This is a genomic window from Acinetobacter sp. TG2027 (genome assembly GCF_000302435.1).
GTDB lineage: Bacteria > Pseudomonadota > Gammaproteobacteria > Pseudomonadales > Moraxellaceae > Acinetobacter > Acinetobacter pittii.
Genome location: NZ_AMJN01000048.1, coordinates 175,107 through 194,219, shown reverse-complemented (window position 1 = coordinate 194,219; position 19,113 = coordinate 175,107). Strand labels below are relative to the sequence as shown.

15 protein-coding genes and 1 other RNA gene are annotated in these 19,113 nt (G+C 37.6%); 13 read left to right on the top strand and 3 right to left on the bottom strand.

Annotated features, from left to right (window positions below; genetic code table 11):
* The 5 genes from B806_RS0113820 (at position 1) to B806_RS0113805 (ending at position 8,286) form a co-directional block, all read left to right on the top strand.
* Positions 1-1,524, top strand: a complete 1,524-nt coding sequence (locus B806_RS0113820) for a DHA2 family efflux MFS transporter permease subunit (protein WP_017386704.1) — start codon at positions 1-3, stop codon at positions 1,522-1,524.
* Between the two features lie 303 nt (positions 1,525-1,827).
* Entirely contained in the window at positions 1,828-3,813 is a 1,986-nt protein-coding gene (gene ggt, locus B806_RS0113815; RefSeq protein ID WP_017386703.1) for a gamma-glutamyltransferase, read from the top strand.
* Positions 3,814-3,972: 159 nt separating this feature from the next.
* Positions 3,973-4,332: a transfer-messenger RNA gene (ssrA, locus tag B806_RS19545) on the top strand.
* 454 nt (positions 4,333-4,786) lie between these two features.
* The gene (locus B806_RS0113810) at positions 4,787-6,889 is read left to right on the top strand and encodes an AAA family ATPase (RefSeq protein ID WP_017387081.1); all 2,103 of its coding nucleotides are present in this window, start codon (positions 4,787-4,789) and stop codon (positions 6,887-6,889) included.
* Positions 6,886-8,286: a hypothetical protein gene (locus tag B806_RS0113805; RefSeq protein ID WP_005075344.1), complete on the top strand. Its 1,401-nt coding sequence runs from the start codon at positions 6,886-6,888 to the stop codon at positions 8,284-8,286. Before B806_RS0113810 ends, B806_RS0113805 begins: the two co-directional genes overlap by 4 nt.
* A 311-nt stretch (positions 8,287-8,597) precedes the next feature.
* On the opposite strand, the gene B806_RS0113795 is transcribed toward B806_RS0113805, so the two are convergent.
* Both B806_RS0113795 and B806_RS0113790 read right to left on the bottom strand, forming a co-directional pair.
* Positions 8,598-9,125 (bottom strand): hypothetical protein, encoded by a 528-nt coding sequence (locus tag B806_RS0113795; RefSeq protein ID WP_017387082.1) that lies wholly within the window; start codon positions 9,123-9,125, stop codon positions 8,598-8,600.
* Between the two features lie 128 nt (positions 9,126-9,253).
* Positions 9,254-9,742, bottom strand: coding sequence for a hypothetical protein (locus B806_RS0113790; RefSeq protein ID WP_017387083.1), 489 nt, complete (start codon positions 9,740-9,742; stop codon positions 9,254-9,256).
* A gap of 344 nt (positions 9,743-10,086) precedes the next feature.
* Here B806_RS0113790 and B806_RS0113785 point away from each other — a divergent pair, with 344 nt between their 5' ends.
* From B806_RS0113785 to B806_RS0113765, 5 genes are read left to right on the top strand one after another with little or no spacing between them, the layout of a single operon-like run.
* On the top strand, positions 10,087-10,515 hold the full coding sequence (locus B806_RS0113785) for a PAAR domain-containing protein (protein ID WP_016141971.1): 429 nt from the start codon (positions 10,087-10,089) through the stop codon (positions 10,513-10,515).
* An 18-nt stretch (positions 10,516-10,533) separates the two neighbouring features.
* Entirely contained in the window at positions 10,534-11,067 is a 534-nt protein-coding gene (locus B806_RS0113780; protein WP_016141970.1) for a PAAR domain-containing protein, read from the top strand.
* 1 nt (position 11,068) lies between these two features.
* Positions 11,069-11,704 (top strand): hypothetical protein, encoded by a 636-nt coding sequence (locus tag B806_RS0113775; RefSeq protein WP_017387084.1) that lies wholly within the window; start codon positions 11,069-11,071, stop codon positions 11,702-11,704.
* Positions 11,705-11,716: 12 nt separating this feature from the next.
* On the top strand, positions 11,717-12,160 hold the full coding sequence (locus B806_RS0113770) for a hypothetical protein (protein ID WP_016141968.1): 444 nt from the start codon (positions 11,717-11,719) through the stop codon (positions 12,158-12,160).
* A 56-nt stretch (positions 12,161-12,216) separates the two neighbouring features.
* Positions 12,217-12,702: an NF045616 family extracytoplasmic (lipo)protein gene (locus B806_RS0113765; RefSeq protein WP_017387085.1), complete on the top strand. Its 486-nt coding sequence runs from the start codon at positions 12,217-12,219 to the stop codon at positions 12,700-12,702.
* A 274-nt stretch (positions 12,703-12,976) separates the two neighbouring features.
* Here the strand turns inward: B806_RS0113765 and B806_RS0113760 are convergent, their stop codons facing one another.
* Positions 12,977-13,261 (bottom strand): hypothetical protein, encoded by a 285-nt coding sequence (locus B806_RS0113760; RefSeq protein WP_025466042.1) that lies wholly within the window; start codon positions 13,259-13,261, stop codon positions 12,977-12,979.
* A gap of 881 nt (positions 13,262-14,142) precedes the next feature.
* Here B806_RS0113760 and B806_RS0113755 point away from each other — a divergent pair.
* The 3 genes from B806_RS0113755 to B806_RS0113745 all read left to right on the top strand — a co-directional run bounded on the left by B806_RS0113755 (position 14,143) and on the right by B806_RS0113745 (position 18,994).
* The gene (locus B806_RS0113755; protein WP_079381118.1) at positions 14,143-14,664 is read left to right on the top strand and encodes a sigma-70 family RNA polymerase sigma factor; all 522 of its coding nucleotides are present in this window, start codon (positions 14,143-14,145) and stop codon (positions 14,662-14,664) included.
* The gene (locus tag B806_RS0113750) at positions 14,665-15,681 is read left to right on the top strand and encodes a FecR domain-containing protein (RefSeq protein ID WP_017403173.1); all 1,017 of its coding nucleotides are present in this window, start codon (positions 14,665-14,667) and stop codon (positions 15,679-15,681) included.
* Positions 15,682-15,820: 139 nt separating this feature from the next.
* Positions 15,821-18,994, top strand: a complete 3,174-nt coding sequence (locus B806_RS0113745; protein WP_031944696.1) for a TonB-dependent receptor — start codon at positions 15,821-15,823, stop codon at positions 18,992-18,994.
* Positions 18,995-19,113 lie beyond the last annotated feature (119 nt).

Genomic DNA, 19,113 nt, shown 5'->3' with positions numbered 1-19,113 from the left:
ATGAAAACGCAAACACCTTTTGCCGAACTAAGCGGTGGCCGTTTAATACTGGCAGCGTTTGTTATTGCCTTGTCGAACTTTATGGTCGTGCTCGATACGACCATTGCCAACGTGTCTGTACCGCACATTACCGGTAACCTTGCCGTTTCAAGTACACAAGGAACATGGGTTGTTACGTCGTATGCCGTTGCAGAAGCGATTTGTGTACCTTTAACAGGTTGGCTTGCGGGTCGTTTTGGAACCGTTCGGGTTTTTATTTTTGGTCTGATTGGTTTTACCATTTTTTCTTTTTTGTGCGGCCTAGCAAACTCGTTAGGCATGCTGGTGTTTTTCCGTATTGGACAAGGTCTATGCGGTGGCCCCCTCATGCCACTCAGCCAAACTTTGCTGATGCGTATTTTCCCTCAAGAAAAGCATGCACAGGCGATGGGCTTATGGGCCATGACTACCGTCGTTGGACCAATTTTAGGGCCAATTTTGGGTGGTCTGATTAGTGACAACCTGTCTTGGCACTGGATTTTCTTTATTAACATACCAGTCGGGATTATTTGTGTTTTAGCAGCAATCCGTTTGCTTAAACCAGCCGAAACAGAAACGATTTCTTTAAGAATCGATACCGTCGGTTTAGGTCTGTTAATTTTGTGGATTGGTGCGCTACAGCTTATGCTCGATTTAGGGCACGAACGAGATTGGTTTAATAGCACCAGCATTATCGTTTTAGCTTTAACTGCCGCCATTGGCTTTGTGGTGTTCCTCATATGGGAGCTGACCGATAAACACCCCGTCGTAGACGTGAAAGTCTTTAGGCATAGGGGCTTTGCAATTTCGGTGCTGGCCTTGTCGCTTGGCTTTGGCGCGTTCTTTGGCAGTATTGTACTGATTCCCCAGTGGCTGCAAATGAACCTTTCCTACACCGCGACTTGGGCCGGCTATTTAACCGCAACCATGGGCTTTGGTAGTTTGACCATGTCACCGATTGTGGCAAAGCTCTCGACCAAACATGACCCACGTGCCCTGGCGAGTTTTGGTTTGATTTTGCTGGGTGGTGTGACCTTAATGCGGGCATTTTGGACCACAGATGCCGACTTTATGGCGCTGGCTTGGCCACAAATCCTGCAAGGTTTTGCTGTGCCATTCTTCTTTATTCCATTGTCGAATATTGCACTCGGTTCGGTACTCCAGCACGAAATTGCATCTGCTGCGGGCCTCATGAACTTTTTAAGAACCATGGCAGGGGCGATTGGCGCTTCAATTGCAGTCACAGTGTGGGACGACCACGCCAAAGTTGCACGCAGTGAAATGGTGTCAAATCTACATACGACTGAAGTACAAAACACACTTTTGCAAAATGGTTTTACGGCTGACTCGACTTTAGGCATTATTTCAAACCTTGTCGATAAAGAAGCTATTACCATGTCGGCAAACCATGTGTTTTTGCTATTTGCGATTGTGTTTGTCTTTGCGGGGCTGGTCATTTGGCTGTGCCCAAAACCCAAACAGGTCAGCGGCATGCCTTCTCACTAAACATAAAAAAGCATCTCTTCGGAGGTGCTTTTTTTAGGCCAACTACAAAATGAGTGAGTTTATAAATAGCAGATTTAGCCTGTATTTAAAGAAATAAAGCATGCCAGAATTGGGCAAATCAGTTATAAAAGAGTGTGATAACAAACAAGGAGACATCACACAGGGCACAAAATAAACACCCTTAATCATTTAATATTATTAAAACTTTATTTTTATCAAAGATTAAAAAACTGAAGACCTGAAAACAAAGAAGCTTGCATGGCAATTGCATGGATAGGCAGGCGTATATATTGGAGTTATCACGTGAATAAAAGATATTCATTTTTGTTCAGTAGTTTATTAGCAGTCGGTTTATTACAAGGATGTGGAGATGACTCCTCGTCAGATCAGCCCAAGGATGATTCAAATACAACCCCGCCCAATTTAATTGTAGATAATGACCCGACCAGTTGTAGCAAACTGGCACAAGACGGTTCAAGCGTGGTGGTCGGTTCAAACCAAAATGGTGACCCCGCCGCGCCAGAGGGTGCATCGGGTTACAAACTTGGTAACACGGTTAAATATTCAGATAAATATATGGTGGTGGCAAACACGCCACTTGCAGTAAAAGCAGGTTGTGATGTTTTAAAAGCAGGCGGTAGCGCAGTCGATGCAGCCGTAGCGGTACAAGCGGTGCTGGGGTTAGTCGAGCCACAGTCGAGTACCATTGCTGGTAGTGGTTTTATGATGTATTACGATGCCAAAACCAAGAAAGTCACTGCTTATGATGGCCGTGAAACCGCACCAGCCGCAGCCAACGAATTTTATTTAATTCGCCAAAATATATATGACCCAAATTCACCTCCGCCTGTACCAAGTGCACGCCGTAGTGGCCGTTCGATTGGTGTACCGGGTGTGATGCGTTTGCTTGAACAAGCCCAAAAAGAGCATGGCAAGCTTGAATGGAAACAACTTTTTGGTGAAGCGATTGGTTTGGCTGATAACGGTTTCCGCATTCCGGGGCGTTTGGCAGATGCCATTGCAAGTAATGCAAGCAATTTAGCGCTTGATGCAAATGCAATGGCGACCTATTTCTACCCAGATGGATCACCACGTAAAGTCGGTGAGACCATGACCAATAAAGCCTATGCCAGAACACTTGAAGCACTCGCTTCACAAGGGGCAAACGCACTACACACTGGACCGATTGCGCAAGCCATTGTGGCAAAAGCAGGGCAAACTGTAGGTGATGACCCCGCACGGACTCCCATTACCCCAAGTTTGATGACCTTGCAGGATTTATCGAACTATCAGGTGAAAAAACGCGACCCGATTTGTACAACGTACCGTGACCGTTACTATGTATGTACCATGCCACCTCCATCTTCGGGAGGGATTGCAGTTGCACAGACACTGGGTATTTTAGAAAACTTTGATATGTCACTTTATCCACCTAAAAACCCTGAAAATGAAGGCGGTGTGCCCGATGTCATGGGCGTGCATTTAGTGTCTGAGGCAGAGCGTTTGGCCTATGCTGACCGTGATAAATATGTCGCAGATACCGACTTTGTTCGTTTGCCGGCACAGGGTATTCCAAGTTTTATTGATAAAAATTACTTAAAACAACGTGCGGCACTGATTAACCCGAACCAAAGTATGGGCGTAGCACCAGCAGGTAATTTCAATACAGCGGCAGGTGTAGATACCACAGTTGAACATGGCACGACTCAGTTCACGATAGTAGATGCCTATGGCAATGTGGTTTCAATGACATCGACTGTTGAATCGAGCATGGGTTCATTCCACATGGTGGATGGGTTCTTGCTGTCGAACCAATTAACTGACTTTAGCGCAAACCCTTATGACAGCACTGGGGCACCAGTTGCCAACCGTGTAGAAGGCGGCAAACGCCCACGTAGTACTATGGCACCAACCTTAGTATTTAAAGGCACCACGCCAGATGAGTTTTATATGGCAACAGGTTCACCAGGCGGTGGTACGATCATTCAATATGTGGTTAAGACTTTGGTGGGTGCATTGGACTGGAACTTAAATGCACAGCAGGCCACTTCACTTGTTAACTTTGGCGCGACCAATAGCAAAAACACCAATGTGGATAGCTCAAACGTTCAGCTTTCCTTAGTTGACCTGATTGAAGGCTTAAAAGCAAAAGGGCATGGCATATCGAACACTGCGCAAACCAGTGGTATTTCAACGATTATGAAAGTAAATATAAATAATCAAAGTAAATACGCAGGTGGGGTAGACCCACGCCGTGAAGGGATCGTGTTAGGCAATGGTGCTTTATAGACCCAACTTTAAAAAAGCTGTCATTTTTGGTAGCTTTTTTATATGGCCCTTGAAAAAAACAAAAGGCTCTCCATTATGTAAATATGTTCATCAGTAGCAGACTGTTGATAAATTGCACAGCATTTTATTTTAGTTATGCTATGATGTGCAGACATTCATGGGGATGTTATTGGCTTCGACGCCGGTGATGAAACTCATAGATGCATGCCGAGAGCGCATTTTCTCTCGTAAATAAAATTTGCATTTAAATAGTCGCAAACGACGAAACTTACGCTCTAGCTGCCTAAGGGCCGCTTGTCCGCTTCCTAGAATACTTGTGGTCTGGGAACCCGACTGAAGCGCACGCACACAAGTCCGTATAGAGTCAAGCCTCGGGGCTTTATACCAAACTTAGAGGATCGCACCTTGTACCCTGTTCGTCGGGTCACTTGGTGTTAAAACAATAGACGATATCTAAGCATGTAGTATTCTCGAGCGTAGTGCTGGCGGACGCGGGTTCAACTCCCGCCATCTCCACCAAAATACTTTAAATAAATCAGCCACTTAATGTAAGTGGCTTTTTTATTGACAGGTTTTTGACAACTTCTAGTTTGCTTTAATTTTTACTTTCTAGTCTGATCTTTTATTTATTAAAAAAAGTATTATGGGGTTTTATTGATCAATAATGATTCGAGTTTTATCTTCTGGTTTCATACTTTTGTTATTCTAACCTCGTCTAAATATATGGTATGAAAATAATTTTCTGTTTTGAATATTCTTATAAATAAAGTAGTTGTTGTCTGAAAAGATGATGAGTTAAATTGGGGGGGAAATCTAGAGCTTTAATTTTTTAATGAGTAAATTCCTTTAGAGATTTTGGATGAGTTCAATTGCCATTACCATGCCACAAGCTGTAAGAAATACAGATGATAGAGCTATTGTTAAAATCGGCCTTTTTCCTTTTCTAAAATACGACAACACATATTGATATTAAATGAACTATTGGCACATACAACTACACCCAGACTCAAGATTAGACGTTGATACGCTAAAAGCTATACTTATGAAAAAACAAGTTATAGGTATGGGTGAATATTGGGAAGACAAAAAAGGAAATTCAGTAATTGATCCTAAGCTTTTCAAAAATGATATGAAAATTGACGATGTTGTGATGGTTCGTGATGGAAGTACGCCAGTAGCATTAGTAAAAGTAAAGGGTGATGCTTATATAGAGCACAATACAGACGATGAATTTGATTGGTTCAAACTTAGAAGACAAATTGAAATTCTTGGTTTTTACGAAGAAGATGAGAAAAATCTTCTTTATCAGATTTTAACAGCTTATGGTAAAAGTCATATACAAGCGCCAGGCACTTTAACCTGTTGTAACGGGTCTAATGCTACAAATAATTTTATTGTAAAGTGGTATAAGTTAAGGACTTATAAGAGACTAATGGAAAATATAAAACTGTCAGAAGAGCGACAAACTCACATCAAAGTACTTTGGAACAAATTTAAAAATGAAACAAAAGAGGAAGAAAAAAAATTTAATAAGGACGAAGTTGAGAAATTAATTTCTGAATGGAAATTATATAAGCATAAAATTTTAAATGACACATTGAGTTTGGATGACTACACAAACATTTTAGGAAGTTCCACAGCAATAATGCCCGGCGGATATTTATGTAACTTTTTAGAACGAACCACGAGAATTGTTTTAGGTTCTTCAAAGCCTGGTACAGCATTCAATTTTGAAGTGAAATTGAATGATGACAATTCTACTTATCATATCAAAAGTGTAAACAAGTCAAATGCTACTCGACAAGACGCGGAACTTTATTTTAATGAAAAAATAAAAGGTTTACTGAAAAGTATTGTCTCAAAAACTGATCCGTTAGAAAAAATATATTTGATTGAAAATTCAAATTACAGTGCCAAGCAAGTTTTAATGAAACTAGCTGTATTGGATAATTTATCGGACTTTCTCTATATCTACTCTACACAATGGTTAGAAGAACTATATAACGAGTTTATTGATAGTGATGCTGAAGAAATCTTTAGAAAAAACTATCAAGTTTGTCTTGTAGCAAAGAAACTTTTAGACGTAAATGAACAAGACAAAAACGAACTTGTTTTGCTTTCACGTTTCTTATGGCGTTTTGTAAATTCCAAATCGATTGCAGACACAAACAATCCTAATGTTATTCTTTATGGGCCGCCAGGAACAGGTAAAACATTTTCTGTAAAAAGTAGTTTAGATTTTGTTTGTCAAGGTGATACTTCAAGATATGAGGTTTTACAATTCCATCCATCATTTACTTACGAAGATTTTATTGAAGGTATTAAACCAAAAGGCGTTTCAAAAGATGGAAATATTCGCTTTGAGTTAGTAAATGGTATTTTTAAAAACTTTTGTATCAAAGCGAAAAAACACCCTGAAAAGGATTTTTATTTCGTCGTGGACGAAATAAACCGAGCAAATCTTTCAATGGTTTTTGGCGAAACTTTATCGCTATTGGAAAAAGATTACCGACAAGATACTGAAAATAAAAACCTGATTCGAACACAATATTCTGCGCTAATTGAAGATTTGATCAAAGAGGACAATAAATTTAAAGATTTAGCTTATGAAATTCACAACAATGAAGTGAAGTTCGGAGTTCCTAAGAATGTATTTTTTATTGGAATGATGAATGATGTGGATAAAAGTATTGATGCTTTTGATTTAGCACTCCGTAGACGTTTTAAATGGATAAGAAAAGATTGTGATTACGAAGTAATTGAAGAGGAGACACGTTTCAAAGGAAAAGATCAGTTCAATAATATTGGACTGTATGTCAAAGCCTGCGAAAAATTGAATGACTATATTTCTAAAGACTTAGGTTTGGGAAAATCATATGAATTTGGTCATTCATTTTTTATGAAGATTAGCGATATTGCTAAGCGTAAAGATATTACAAATAACAATATTGAAATTTTATTTAACTTGTATTTGCGACCAACATTGAAAGAATATCTAAGAGCCGTATTTGTGGAAAGCGAATTGGAAAGTAGGTTAGATGAAGCGTTGAATAAGTTCAAAGAAACAATAAAATGAAAATTAGTATTCCAGTCAATCATAATTTTTACGAAGAAGCCCCAATTTCAAACTTAGGTAAAGCTTTCGGAGTAAAACAGTCAAGCGTAAAAAACTTGCAAGAAATATTTTCGTCTGTTTATGAATTAAAACTTGGTGCAGAACAACTAAAACAGATCAAAGTATTTCATTTCAAAAGCAAACGTATTTTTGAGCAAGATGAAGAACGTCTAATTTTAAAATTATATTCAAAAGAAAAAGAAAAAGAAAAAAAATACTTTATTCAAACTGGTGTATATGCTGGAGTGCTTTTTTACAAAGGTTGTAAAATTAATATTACAACAAAATATGGCGACACTTTTCTAAAACGTATGCTTAACTTCGTAAATGATATTTACGTTGACAATGAGCCAATACAAGCAAAGACAGATGAAACCGAAAATCAGTTCTTGTTTATTATTGCTCATTTATTTATTCAGTCATTAGAAAAAGCGGTGGTTTTAGGTTTGCCACAACAATATCAAAAACAGCAAGAGCGAAGTCAAAAAGTAAGAGGAAGTATAAATTTTAATGATTACTTAAAAAGAGATATTCCATTTCAAGGAAAACTAACAACAACTTTCAGGGAACGAATGTATATTCAAGAAATCATTGATGTTTTATATTTGGCATTAAAGAAATTAGAAAGTGTTTTCGGCAAAGAAATTCACAGCCGTTTGCTTGGTTTAAGTCAATTTTTAAAACAACAATATTCTGGTCGTTTTGCGAGTTACGAAACAATACAAAGAGCCAAAACATACCAAACTATAAACAATCCAATGTATCGTGGTTTCAAAAAAGTTTTGGAGTATGCAGAAATAATTTTATTGAACAAAGACCTAATACCCGATAATGATAAGAAAAGTTTAGAGACAATAGGTTATTTGTTTGATATTGCAGAATTATATGAAATTTATCTTGAAAAACTTTTGAGTAGAAACTTTCCTGAATGGTCGGTAAGTGGACAAGTTGATATTCCAATTTACAAACAGCAATTTTATCGTAGATCAATATTTCCAGACTTAATAATGAAACATAAGGAAACAGGCAAAATTATTGTTTTTGACGCAAAATTTAAGAAAATGGAAATGCAAAATAATGACATTGATAGGTCAGATTTACACCAAATACATTCTTACTCGGGTTATTACCAAAATAACTTAATAGCAAGTGGTTTGATCTATCCATTATCAAAACAATTAGACGTTGAGAAGTCTTACTCTGAAACTTTATACGGTAACAATAATAATGATGTGTTATTTATAATAGATGGAATTTATGTTCATGAGACCCAAACAATGGATGATCTAATTGAAAGTGAAGATATATTTGTAAAACGAATAGCAGATTTGATAGGCAAAAAAGACATAACTATTTAACAAAAGTAACATCCCTATTTCTTTCTTGAAGAGCGTATTTAGAAACTCGGTAATTTGTAGTTATTATACTGACTGCGGCACGCCCTGCATTAATTAAAGCTTCTCTATCGCTATTTATCTGGGAATTTGCACAACCATTCATAAAAAGCATAAACAGAAGAGCACAGATAAATTTAACATAAGTTCTGCTTACTAACATTGTGTGGATCTCCGAGGAATTCTCTGAGTTGTTTTTATTATTTGAATCAGTTGGGGTAATTTACCTTAACTCACTTTAGAAAAAGCCTTCAACATTCAGGGCCTTTTCTCGCTTAGATTAATTTTTTACATTCAATATCATTTAACGGTGAATCAGTTTTCATAATGATTTTTTCAATTTTCGGTTGAAGTACCAAAGCCTCTTTTGAAAGTTCTTTCGCTTTAGCTGATATCTCACTTCCGCTTTTTCCTTTAAGTTTTATATATTTTTCAATGTATTTATTACTTACACATAATGAATCTAAAGCATCAATTGACATCTTACTTTTTTTGCCAGAAGCCATTAAATCTAGATCATCATTAAGCTTTATGTTTAAAGAGTCATAAGTTGTATTAATTGTATACATTAAAAAGGTGGCATAACTTAGCAACTGATCATTAGTTTCAGTTACCTTGTTAGCTTCATTGTATGCTGCTTTATACAGAAACTTTGTGTAATAAAGCTGATTAAACTGGGCATAGAGTGATGCTTCATATGCTTGGGTTATATCAGCCTCAGTAATTCCATGTTTTTGAGGGCGGACTTGGCTACATGCTACTGTTAAAAGAGACAATAAAATAATACAAAGTTTAGATTTCACAATTAATTAACCATTTCTTATTCAGGCAGGGAATAAATAGATTTAACTATAACTAATTTATAAAATTAGCTATATAAAGCTCCTTTTAATTGGAGCTTTATATAGTAATATTTAATTAATATTTTCAACTATTTACAAACTTGTTGAAAAGTTGCTAGAGATTTTTCTTTGCTATCTCTTAGCTTGATAATTTCATTTCTTGCTTCGTATAGTTGCTTAACACTTTTCTTGGTGTCTTCGGTGATATTGGCTTTATATTGCTCATCCATATTATTTACATAGTTTTGCATGTAGACGGTCAGCCAACAGACATCGTTGAGATCGGTATAGTCAAACTTATTTTTATCTAAGCCAGTTAACCAATTACCATACTCATCATTCAGTAGACTTTGTGCAGTTCTTACTTTTACAAAAGTATTTTTGAAAATGATCTCTTTTAGAGCTGGTTCTTGTTTTACGTCTTTATTGGCTTCCAAAATCAATTTTCTATTATCAGTAACGTAATTCTTGAAGTCCTTTTGAATAAATGTATCTACATCCTCTTTTTCAGATGCTTTACATCCATTGAAGCCAACCAAAAGAAGCGGTGCTAAAAATATTAATATCGTTTTCTTCATATTATTACTCGTGACTAGAAACTACTGAGCGGCGGTGTATATTGATATTGTCGTATAAACTGCGATACGGTAGCACTATCATAAGGACGACCAAATACTTTCTTATACATATTCTCATTAATTAGATATGGTCCATTATTCTCATGAATAGGCTAAACTAATTAAAAGATATCTCTTAAAAGAGGAGTCTTTCATAAAGAAATCTTCTATTGACATAAAGATGACTTACTCTGAAATTTTAAATAACTTTCTAAGATATTAACCCTATATGGTTACATATAACTTATTTTTTAGTTTAAGTAAGTTTTGATATTATTGTATTGAAAATTAGAGCAGGAACTATAATGACAAGTCCTATTTTTTTACAAGACCTTCCTATTGAACAATTAGAAAAGCTTTCAAAAAATGATATTCAAAAGATTTCTAATGCTGAAAAACTCTATTGGGATAATAAACCTCATATTATTTACTACGTGGCTGTACATGGTGCTAAAACTCAGAACGATGGTTTAGTTAATGTATCTTCTACTAATACAAAAATTAAAGGATTATCTATTGCCCGTGTTGGAGATGAAGTTATTTATGCAGATGGCACAACCTCCAAAATCATCTCTGGTGCTGGTACAGCATGTATTGTTGATGGATCACCGGTAGCTCTAGTGGGCAGTCGATTAGAAAATGGGGATGAAATTATTGAGAGTCCGAATAATACTATTGCGATTAGAATTTACAAAGATCAGGCCTTACCTCAAAACTTTTTGAGTCATGACTAATTTTTAAGGGGGTAGGCTATGGCTAAAGGTTTTGCGATTCACAACGCTATTACTGATCATGGTGGAGTTGTTCCATCTACACAATCGAGAAGTTCTCAAATGGGGAATTTATTTGTTAGAGCTGGTGATGGTCATATGTGCCCTAAATGCAGGTGCTGGTCTATAGTTATTAAAAGTCATGACCATGTGATTTTTGATGGTAAACCAGTGGCATATGTGGGTGATAAGCTATCATGTGGTGCAACGATTCAACCACAACAGTCTCATGTTGTAGGGGAAAGTGGTGGAGGGGGAGGATCCTCTTCTAATAATTCCAAAAGAACCCCTAAATTTGATGAACAACTTCAATTAGCTGACGATTCTAGCATTAACAGTCTTTTCAAATATATTGGTTACAAACTTCAAGTTGGTAGTAATTTGCATGAAGGTCTATTAGATAGTGAAGGTAAAACCCAAAGAGTCACTTCAGAAAAAGCTGAAGAAATAACAAATATAGAGTTCTTTTTTAAAGAAAAAATTCCTTATTTTTATGAATTAGATCAGGACAAGTAGTGTGGGTATTAATATAAAAGCATCAACCAATAGTGTTGAAAATAGTGTGAAAAAAGTAATAACGTTACCTTCCCGTAATCTAACATCTGGTGAAATAGCTTTATCTAAGCTCGTTTTTAAAGATAGTATTGATTATTCTAAAGTTAAAATTTTTACTGGTGACTATTTACCTAACCAAGACCCAACAACATTCGTTACTCCAAACGGTAATATTTATGCTCCGAGAGAAATTTATTTACCAGACTATAGTGCTTCAACAACTGATTTTAAAAAGGTTTTTTTACATGAAATGGGCCATGTATGGCAATATCAATCAGATGTGAATGTACTAGTTGTAGCGGGTTCAGTACATGCGTGTGCTTATTTTACTAAGAAAGATCCTTATCTCTACAACATACATGAACTAAAAAAATACAAGTCAGATTTCATGCCTAATTTAGTTGAACATCTACCTAAAAAATTATTGGATTACAACTTGGAATCTCAAGCAGAAATTTTAGCTGATTATTGGTTACTAAAATATACCAATAAACAAATTCAGTATATGAAAGTAGATAATATTAAGACCAATATTAAAGGTGCTTGGACAACTATAGTACAAATTTATGAAGATAAAGTTAGACAAGCTATTCCATAACAAGGAAGTTATATGAAATTATTTAGCGCATTGATTATTTTATTTATCCCTTTTTTCGTTACTGGATGTACAAGTCACAATAGTATAAAAACTGATATTGTTGTTTCTAGTAATCAAGGAAATCTCTATTTTTCTTTTCCAAAAGATAAAAAAGTTTTGGTTTATCATTATGAAATTAATGACTATGAAAACTTTGAATCAGATGGCATAACTTATAAACGATTATTTGTTTCGAAAGAGATTAATAAGGAAATGAAAGAGATTATTTTTGAGAACTATAAATCAAAAAAAATTGTAGAAAATCACGCTTATTATATGTTGTTAGGTGAACAAGGATTAAATAAAACTGGTGTTGGATTCACTACAGTAGGTTTTTGTTTACATAAAGATAAAATTCTTACTAAGCAACAAAATGAAAATACTTCTGTATTTATTCAAAAATGCCATGATTTATGATGTAGATGCTTAACCGTAGCCCTAATACTTTGGGGATTACCTTTAAGGTAATTTCTATGAAATTATTGTATTTACTACTTTTTATTAGTAATTCTGTTAGTGCTTCTCCTAGTTTAGCATTATATGTAAAAATTAAAAACAATAATGTGTGTGTATTTACAAAAGGAGGCTATGACAAAGCATATGAGAATCGGACCTTAATTTATATGGGGAAAGTAGATGGAATTAATACCTTTCATGATACTTATTCAAAAACTTATTTGAATCTTAAAATACCTATTATTGAAGAGAACTGTATTAAAATTAAGGCATCCGAATTTGAAGAGCCTTTTCCGTATGATGTTATCCTTGAAACAGACCAATCATATACGCAAAGAATTTGCGTAAATAGGACTGCTGAAGGAAAAACTGTATTATTAGATGCTAAAGCAGACCTTGAAAAAGGTATATATTGTGGCACTAATCAATATGATTACTCTAGCAATGGCCTTTGGACTAAATTAAAAAATCTCTATTATTGGTTAATTAATTTTTTTAATTAAAACACTTTTAAAGAGGTCATGGTTACTTTATATACGATACATGTATTCAGTTATAGCTCTTCATTTCCACAAGTGAAGAGTTTTTTTATTCTATAGTCTGACACACAATTGATCGAATCTAGTTCCTTTCGAGTAGTCGAAATGGGAGACAGATACAATTGCACTAAACCCTCTTATAAGCAGGCCCCCATGCCACAACAGAACTTTAATTTTTTGCGCTGATTTAAAGTAATCCACCATTGCGACACAGAGATAAGGGAGCTAAGCCAAACGCTTAGCCCATGTCTTCTTTATCGCACCGCCGCATCACACTAAAAAAAGTAGGGGCAAAGTCCTGTGGGAGAGCAGGACTTTGCAAACTGACATGTTCTAGACGTTGCATGAGCTTAGGCGAATACACTTGTTCAAGCTGTTGGTAAATACAGTCGCAACTGGCTGGGGTGTGCCCACCCGACAGGCAAATTTCTTCAAAATCCTGCTGAGTGTGAATGTCACAACCCGAAACGCTGTAATCGCCGACAACGAGGCCTAAAACCAAAATAGTTTTATAAAATTTCATATTATTCTCGTAATGATTGGGGATATATCAATGAGAAAAAATAAACCGCTATATTTTAAGTTTTAAAATCATTTTTAAAGGAAATAGTTAACCTGCCTATAAAAGCAATAAAATAAAATGATTTAAATTTTAAAATAAAAATAATTTATAGATTTAAAACTTTAGATAATAGAAAACCTAAATTTTAAATAAATAAAAAGTTTATAAGGGAGAGGGGATAAATATATATAGTGGCATGGTCAACTCCTTAAAATGTATGGAGCTCTACCACCAAAAATCACCGTCAATTGATTATGGTGGTAGAACGAAAGGGGGTTAGCAGACTGGGATCCAAGGAACCAGCACGCGCGAGCGCGTCCCCCTCCCGTCCTACCGCAAAGAAAAGGGACGCAAGGGTCTAACGACTTATAGTGGAACTATAACCCGCCATGGATCTACGGTCTGCTAAAACCGACTGGCAATGTAGGCCAGCGGGACCATAATAATCATAAGTTTTTAATAGGTCAATTCAATTTAAATAAAATATTATAAAAATTTTAAATATAAATTTATATTTTAATTAAACTCAAAAGTTAATATCTCTAAAGCTATAAATTAATAAAAATAATAAAGCTAAACTAAACGTTTAACTTGTGCTTAAAATATATAGCGGTAATTAATAAATAAGTATTGAAGATTCTAAAATTTATAGAGCAATTTTTTAGAAAATGCTCAAGCAATTAGAAATCTTGCCGATTTGCTTTAAGAAAAGTGCAGCAAAGCGAGCAGGCAATTAATTCAATTTATTAAACAGTGATTTAAGTTTTACTTGAATTATTGCTTGACTTGTTTAAATGATAATTATTATCATTTGTGAGTTCCTTGTTTTGAGTCCAATTGCTGTGAACAAAACTTCTTTGCTTGTAGATCAGTTATATAGAAGTCACCAAAGCTGGCTTCACCAATGGTTGAGACAAAAATTAGGTAATACTGATCAGGCCGCAGATCTGGTCCAGGACACATTTATTAAACTGCTACAAACGCGAGACGAGCTATTCGGCATTAAGGAACCGCGTGCTTATTTAACCTCGATTGCTAAAAACCTGCTGATTGATCAAGTGCGCCGTAAACGCATTGAACAAGCCTATTTAGATAGCTTGAGTCAAATGGAATATATGCTTGATGCAGTGGCTTCACCCGAAGACCAAATGCAAATTATTCAAGCAATTAACCAGCTTTGCAAAGCACTCGAAGGGGTTTCTGAAAAAGCACAACAAGCTTTTATTTTGCATTACCTCGAAGGCTATACCCATAAAGAAATTGCCGAGCGTTTAAGTGTATCGACCAAAATGATTCAAAAATATTTGGCGAGCTGTTTAATTCAGTGCTACCAAAACCGACAAGACATGGACGCTTGCATTTAAATGGCCATGGATAAAAACAAACATCACCAACTGGTTGAAGAAGCCGCACATTGGATTGTTCAACTGAGCTCGGATGATGAAAGCTCACGAAAAACCGCCAAACAAAAATTTGAAGAGTGGAAAAACAACAGTGAGCAACATCGCCAAGTGGCTGCCGATATTGAACAGTGCATTGGGTCAATTCAAAAACTTTCCCAAACCAGCGGACATAAAAAAGTTACCAAGGTTGCCCTTAAAGCTGGCCTAAGCTCAGGCAAAGCCTATAAACATTTGCGCGCAGGAACAGCGTTTGCAGTCGTATTTGTTGCCATGAGTGGGGCATTATTTTATTTAACTGATACCACAATGGCCTATGTGACTGCCGATATTCAAGGGCAATCGGGGCAGTGGACCACGCAAACCTTACCAGATGGTTCACGTTTAATTTTACGTGGTAAAAGCGCAGTCAATCTTGATTTTAAAACCAACCAGCGAGTGGTTGAGTTGGTGCAGGGGCAAATTTATGTCGATGTTGCTAAAGATAAGACCAGACCGTTTTTAGTCAAAACCAGTCATGGGCAAATTCAGGCACTCGGCACAGCTTTTAGTGTCAGTTATGATCCTTCAGCAACCGAGCTCAACATGTTGCACTCAAAGGTAAAAGTAGAAGCCACGCAAGTTAAAACCACTCAATTGCACGCTACTCGTCAGGCTATTGTCGAGGCAGGTCAAGCCATTAAAATGGACAAAAATGGCGTACAAAAACTGCCTGCACTGAATGTTTATAATGAACAACAAAAATGGCAAAAGCATCAGCTTATGGTAGAAAACCTGCCGCTGAATCAAGTGTTACAAGAGCTAGACCGCAACTACAAAGGCAAAATTATTTTTAATGATGCGGCATTGCAACATGTACGGGTCAATGCTGTGTTGCCTTTAGACCAAACCACAGAATCGCTTAAGCTTTTGGCTACGGTTTTTCCTGACCTGAAAATTAAGCAAATCACGCCGTTTGTGGTCATGGTTTCTTTAAAATAATAAAAAATTAAATTTATTTTCAATTTTAGGTTCCACTTTTTTGAGAGTCGTTCGTCATAGTAAGTAGAAGCAATAAATACGGATCATTTTAATTAGTTGTATTGAATGATTCTTATTACGATTTACTGGGGCGGGGCAAATGAAAAAAGCGGGAACAGGGCAAAAGCGGAATCGATCGATTTTTCGATTCTCAACACTGGCGTTTGCCATGCATGTTGTGTCGATGGGTGGGCTTGTTGTGCTTCCTATGCAGCAGGCCTATGCAGAAACAGCCGGAGTTAAAAGCTATAACATTCCTGCCGGCCGTCTTGCTAACGTACTCAACCAGTTTGCTGAACAATCGGGTACTTCAATTGCAATGGATGCCCAACAACTCCAAGGGCTTCATAGCCTAGGCTTAAAAGGTAACTTTGCAGTCGAACAAGGTTTTGAGCAGCTTTTAAAAGCCACCGAATTTAATGCTGTAAAAGTTGGGCAGGGCTACACACTCAGCAAAAAAACTACGCCTTGGGTCACTTCATCTAAGGTTCAGGCCGCTAGTCTGCTGCCAAGTAGTGCCGTAATTGAAGAAGATGCGTCGGTACGACTCACGCCAATTGTGGTGTATGGCAAAGAAGACCGTGACACCGAAGGCTATAACAAAGTTTATGATGCAAATCGCTCTTCGGTCTATGCGGGCAAAGACTATGTCGAGCGCTTTAAAGGAACCAACCCAGCCGATGTTTTACAAGGCATGGTGGGAGTCTATAGCGGCGATGCTCGCAACAGTGGCGCACTCGACCCAAGTGTACGTGGTGTGCAGGGTGTTGGTCGTGTGCCTTTAACCATTGATGGCACCGAGCAGTCGATTGCCGTGTGGCGTGGCTACAACGGGGTAAATAACAGAAACTATATCGACCCCAATCTGATTGCAGGTATTGAAGTCATTAAAGGCCCATCTTTAGAGCGCAATACCACAACTTCTGTAGGTGGTGGCGTAGTGGTTAAAACGCTAGAGGCCGATGACATTGTTCGTCCGGGTAAGTCTTTTGGTGCAGAGTTAAAAGTAGAAGGCTCAACCAACTCAATTGATCCGTCTTTGCCAGACATGAGTAAAGTGGGTCAAAACTACGATGACACAACGCCTTGGATCGACATGAACGGGTCAAAGTATGACCCCGATATTTATAAAAAGAACCGTACCAGAAGTGATAACTCTCATTTTTCGGGCGATGACTTAGCGGGCCGACTGGCAATTGCCACCAAGCAAGATAAATTTGATTTACTGGCTGTTTATGCAGTACGTGAGCGCGGCAATTATTTTTCAGGGACACATGGCGCGGGCTATTATAAACGAGCGACGCCAGACAGCAGCCTCGATTTTATTCCTTACTTTGCCTATGCCTATCAACCGGGTGATGAAGTTCCCAACACTTCAAGTCATATGGAGTCATGGTTGTTAAAAGGGACCTATCGCCCAACCGATCATCAGACCCTTAAACTGACTTACCGAGATACCAAAAATATTTTTGGTGAAATTATGCCGTCTCGGATTGTTTGGGGCATTACGCCTGACTTGGGTGTTCCGCAGTGGCCTTTAAGCAATATTCACTCTAAAGCTTATAGCCTCGAATATAAGTTTAAGCCTGAGAATAATCGCTGGATTGATTTTTATGCCAACATTTGGCAAACCGACACCGCAAGCCAGACCTATACACGTGGTGGGTGGCCAACCACAATCGACTTTCGAGATAACACCATTATTAACACGGCAATAAGCCATTCTGACAATACGCGTAAAGGCATTACGGTCAGTAATAAAACCCGTTTATTAGACCAGCTTGATTTGACGCTCGGTGGAAGTTTCTTAAAAGAAAAACTAACGTCTGACGATATATATGGCGAATTTGGCCCAAGTTATTCGCTCTATCAGGCGCTGCCACGAGCAGGGCGCCGTGAGGAAAAAACGTTCGACTTTAATTTTAATTATCGACTCCTGTCTTGGTTAAGTTTTGATGCGGGCATGCGTTATCGTTCATATTGGGCTGTTGATGACTTTTTAAATAAGTCTTTGCAGAGCGAGATTGACCCGAGTTTAAATCCGCTATTTACCAAAAAAAGTAGGCTTAAAGAATATACCTTTGAATATCAGACCATGCCTGAGAGTTACACCTCGACTCAGCAGCGTTTAATCAATGTTTTAAAACAGCGCTATGCCACAAAAAATCCTGAGTGGGATGGGCAGCTAGACACTGTGCCTGCATCAGAGAGCACTTTGTATAACATGATCTGGTCACAGAAAAATACGCTGAGCTGGAAAGCAGATGCCAACGGGCAATTGTCGCTTGCCGATAATCCTTTAAACCAGCTCAATGCCTCTGGCCAAAAGTACGTCGTAACTGGCGGGAACTTTATGTCGGTGGTAGACCAAGTTCCGGTTGAGTCTGCCGATAAAGTTAAAGATAGCGGCTGGGCACCGCAATTAGGCGCCTCAATTCATCTCACGCCAAACAGCAGAATTTACGCACGCTATGCAGAGGAATATCGCTTACCAAGTTTGTTTGAAAGCACTGTCGGTTTTTCTGCCATGTTGCCATATCAAGCAATCAAACCTGAACACGCTTTTAACTACGAAGTAGGGTATGTCTATGACATGCGTGATTGGTTTAGCACAGCGCGCAATGCCGACATTAAGCTCGCCTATTACTACAACAAAACCAAAAATGTGATTGAGCGTGACCAAAACCTTATTTTTACCAATATGGATGAGCAAAAGCTATCAGGTCTAGAGTTACAAAGTCGTTTTGATAATGGCGGTTTTTTCACAGACTTGAGCGTGGCCTATAACTTAAAAAATGAAGTATGTGACACCAATAGTGCCATTAACAAAATGATTTTAGGCGGCACGGTTCAAACCGAGCAGGGCCTTGAGTTCCGCGAACCGTATCAGCGTTGTGTCGATGATGGTTTTCCAAATGGCTACTTAGTAACAATGGCTACTCCTGAACTGAGTTTTCACGGTTTACTTGGCGCACGCTTTTTTGATGAAAAGTTAGAGTTAGGTGCACGCGCCACATTCTATAAAGCTTATGAAAGCCCACTACGTAAAAACAATGATGCTAGCGTCAATAAAGGCTATTACCTCAATGTGCCTTTGGCTTGGGATGACACGTGGATTTTTGATGCCTATGCGCGTTATCAGGTCGATAACTACAACACGGTTGAGTTTGTCGGCAGTAATCTTTCTAACCAATTTTATATCGATCCTTTAACTCGTAGTGCCATGGCCGCACCCGGCCGAACGATGAAAATTAGCTGGACCACTAAATTTTAAACAGAATTTGATTCCCTCTATACATACATAAAAGGGGAGTCAGGTAACGGTAAATAATAAGATTGAATGATTATTATTTACAAAAAAACCGAGTAGGTTTGCAGCTGGGCCTACTCAAT

What these genes read in the sequence shown, in the direction of transcription:
- B806_RS0113790 (WP_017387083.1), bottom strand. Translation starts at nt 9,742, where the DNA reads ATGAAGAAAACGATATTAATATTTTTAGCACCGCTTCTTTTGGTTGGC.
- B806_RS0113780 (WP_016141970.1), top strand. Translation starts at nt 10,534, where the DNA reads ATGGCTAAAGGTTTTGCGATTCACAACGCTATTACTGATCATGGTGGA.
- B806_RS0113765 (WP_017387085.1), top strand. Translation starts at nt 12,217, where the DNA reads ATGAAATTATTGTATTTACTACTTTTTATTAGTAATTCTGTTAGTGCT.
- B806_RS0113770 (WP_016141968.1), top strand. Translation starts at nt 11,717, where the DNA reads ATGAAATTATTTAGCGCATTGATTATTTTATTTATCCCTTTTTTCGTT.
- B806_RS0113785 (WP_016141971.1), top strand. Translation starts at nt 10,087, where the DNA reads ATGACAAGTCCTATTTTTTTACAAGACCTTCCTATTGAACAATTAGAA.
- B806_RS0113805 (WP_005075344.1), top strand. Translation starts at nt 6,886, where the DNA reads ATGAAAATTAGTATTCCAGTCAATCATAATTTTTACGAAGAAGCCCCA.
- B806_RS0113750 (WP_017403173.1), top strand. Translation starts at nt 14,665, where the DNA reads ATGGCCATGGATAAAAACAAACATCACCAACTGGTTGAAGAAGCCGCA.
- B806_RS0113745 (WP_031944696.1), top strand. Translation starts at nt 15,821, where the DNA reads ATGAAAAAAGCGGGAACAGGGCAAAAGCGGAATCGATCGATTTTTCGA.
- B806_RS0113760 (WP_025466042.1), bottom strand. Translation starts at nt 13,261, where the DNA reads ATGAAATTTTATAAAACTATTTTGGTTTTAGGCCTCGTTGTCGGCGAT.
- B806_RS0113820 (WP_017386704.1), top strand. Translation starts at nt 1, where the DNA reads ATGAAAACGCAAACACCTTTTGCCGAACTAAGCGGTGGCCGTTTAATA.
- B806_RS0113810 (WP_017387081.1), top strand. Translation starts at nt 4,787, where the DNA reads ATGAACTATTGGCACATACAACTACACCCAGACTCAAGATTAGACGTT.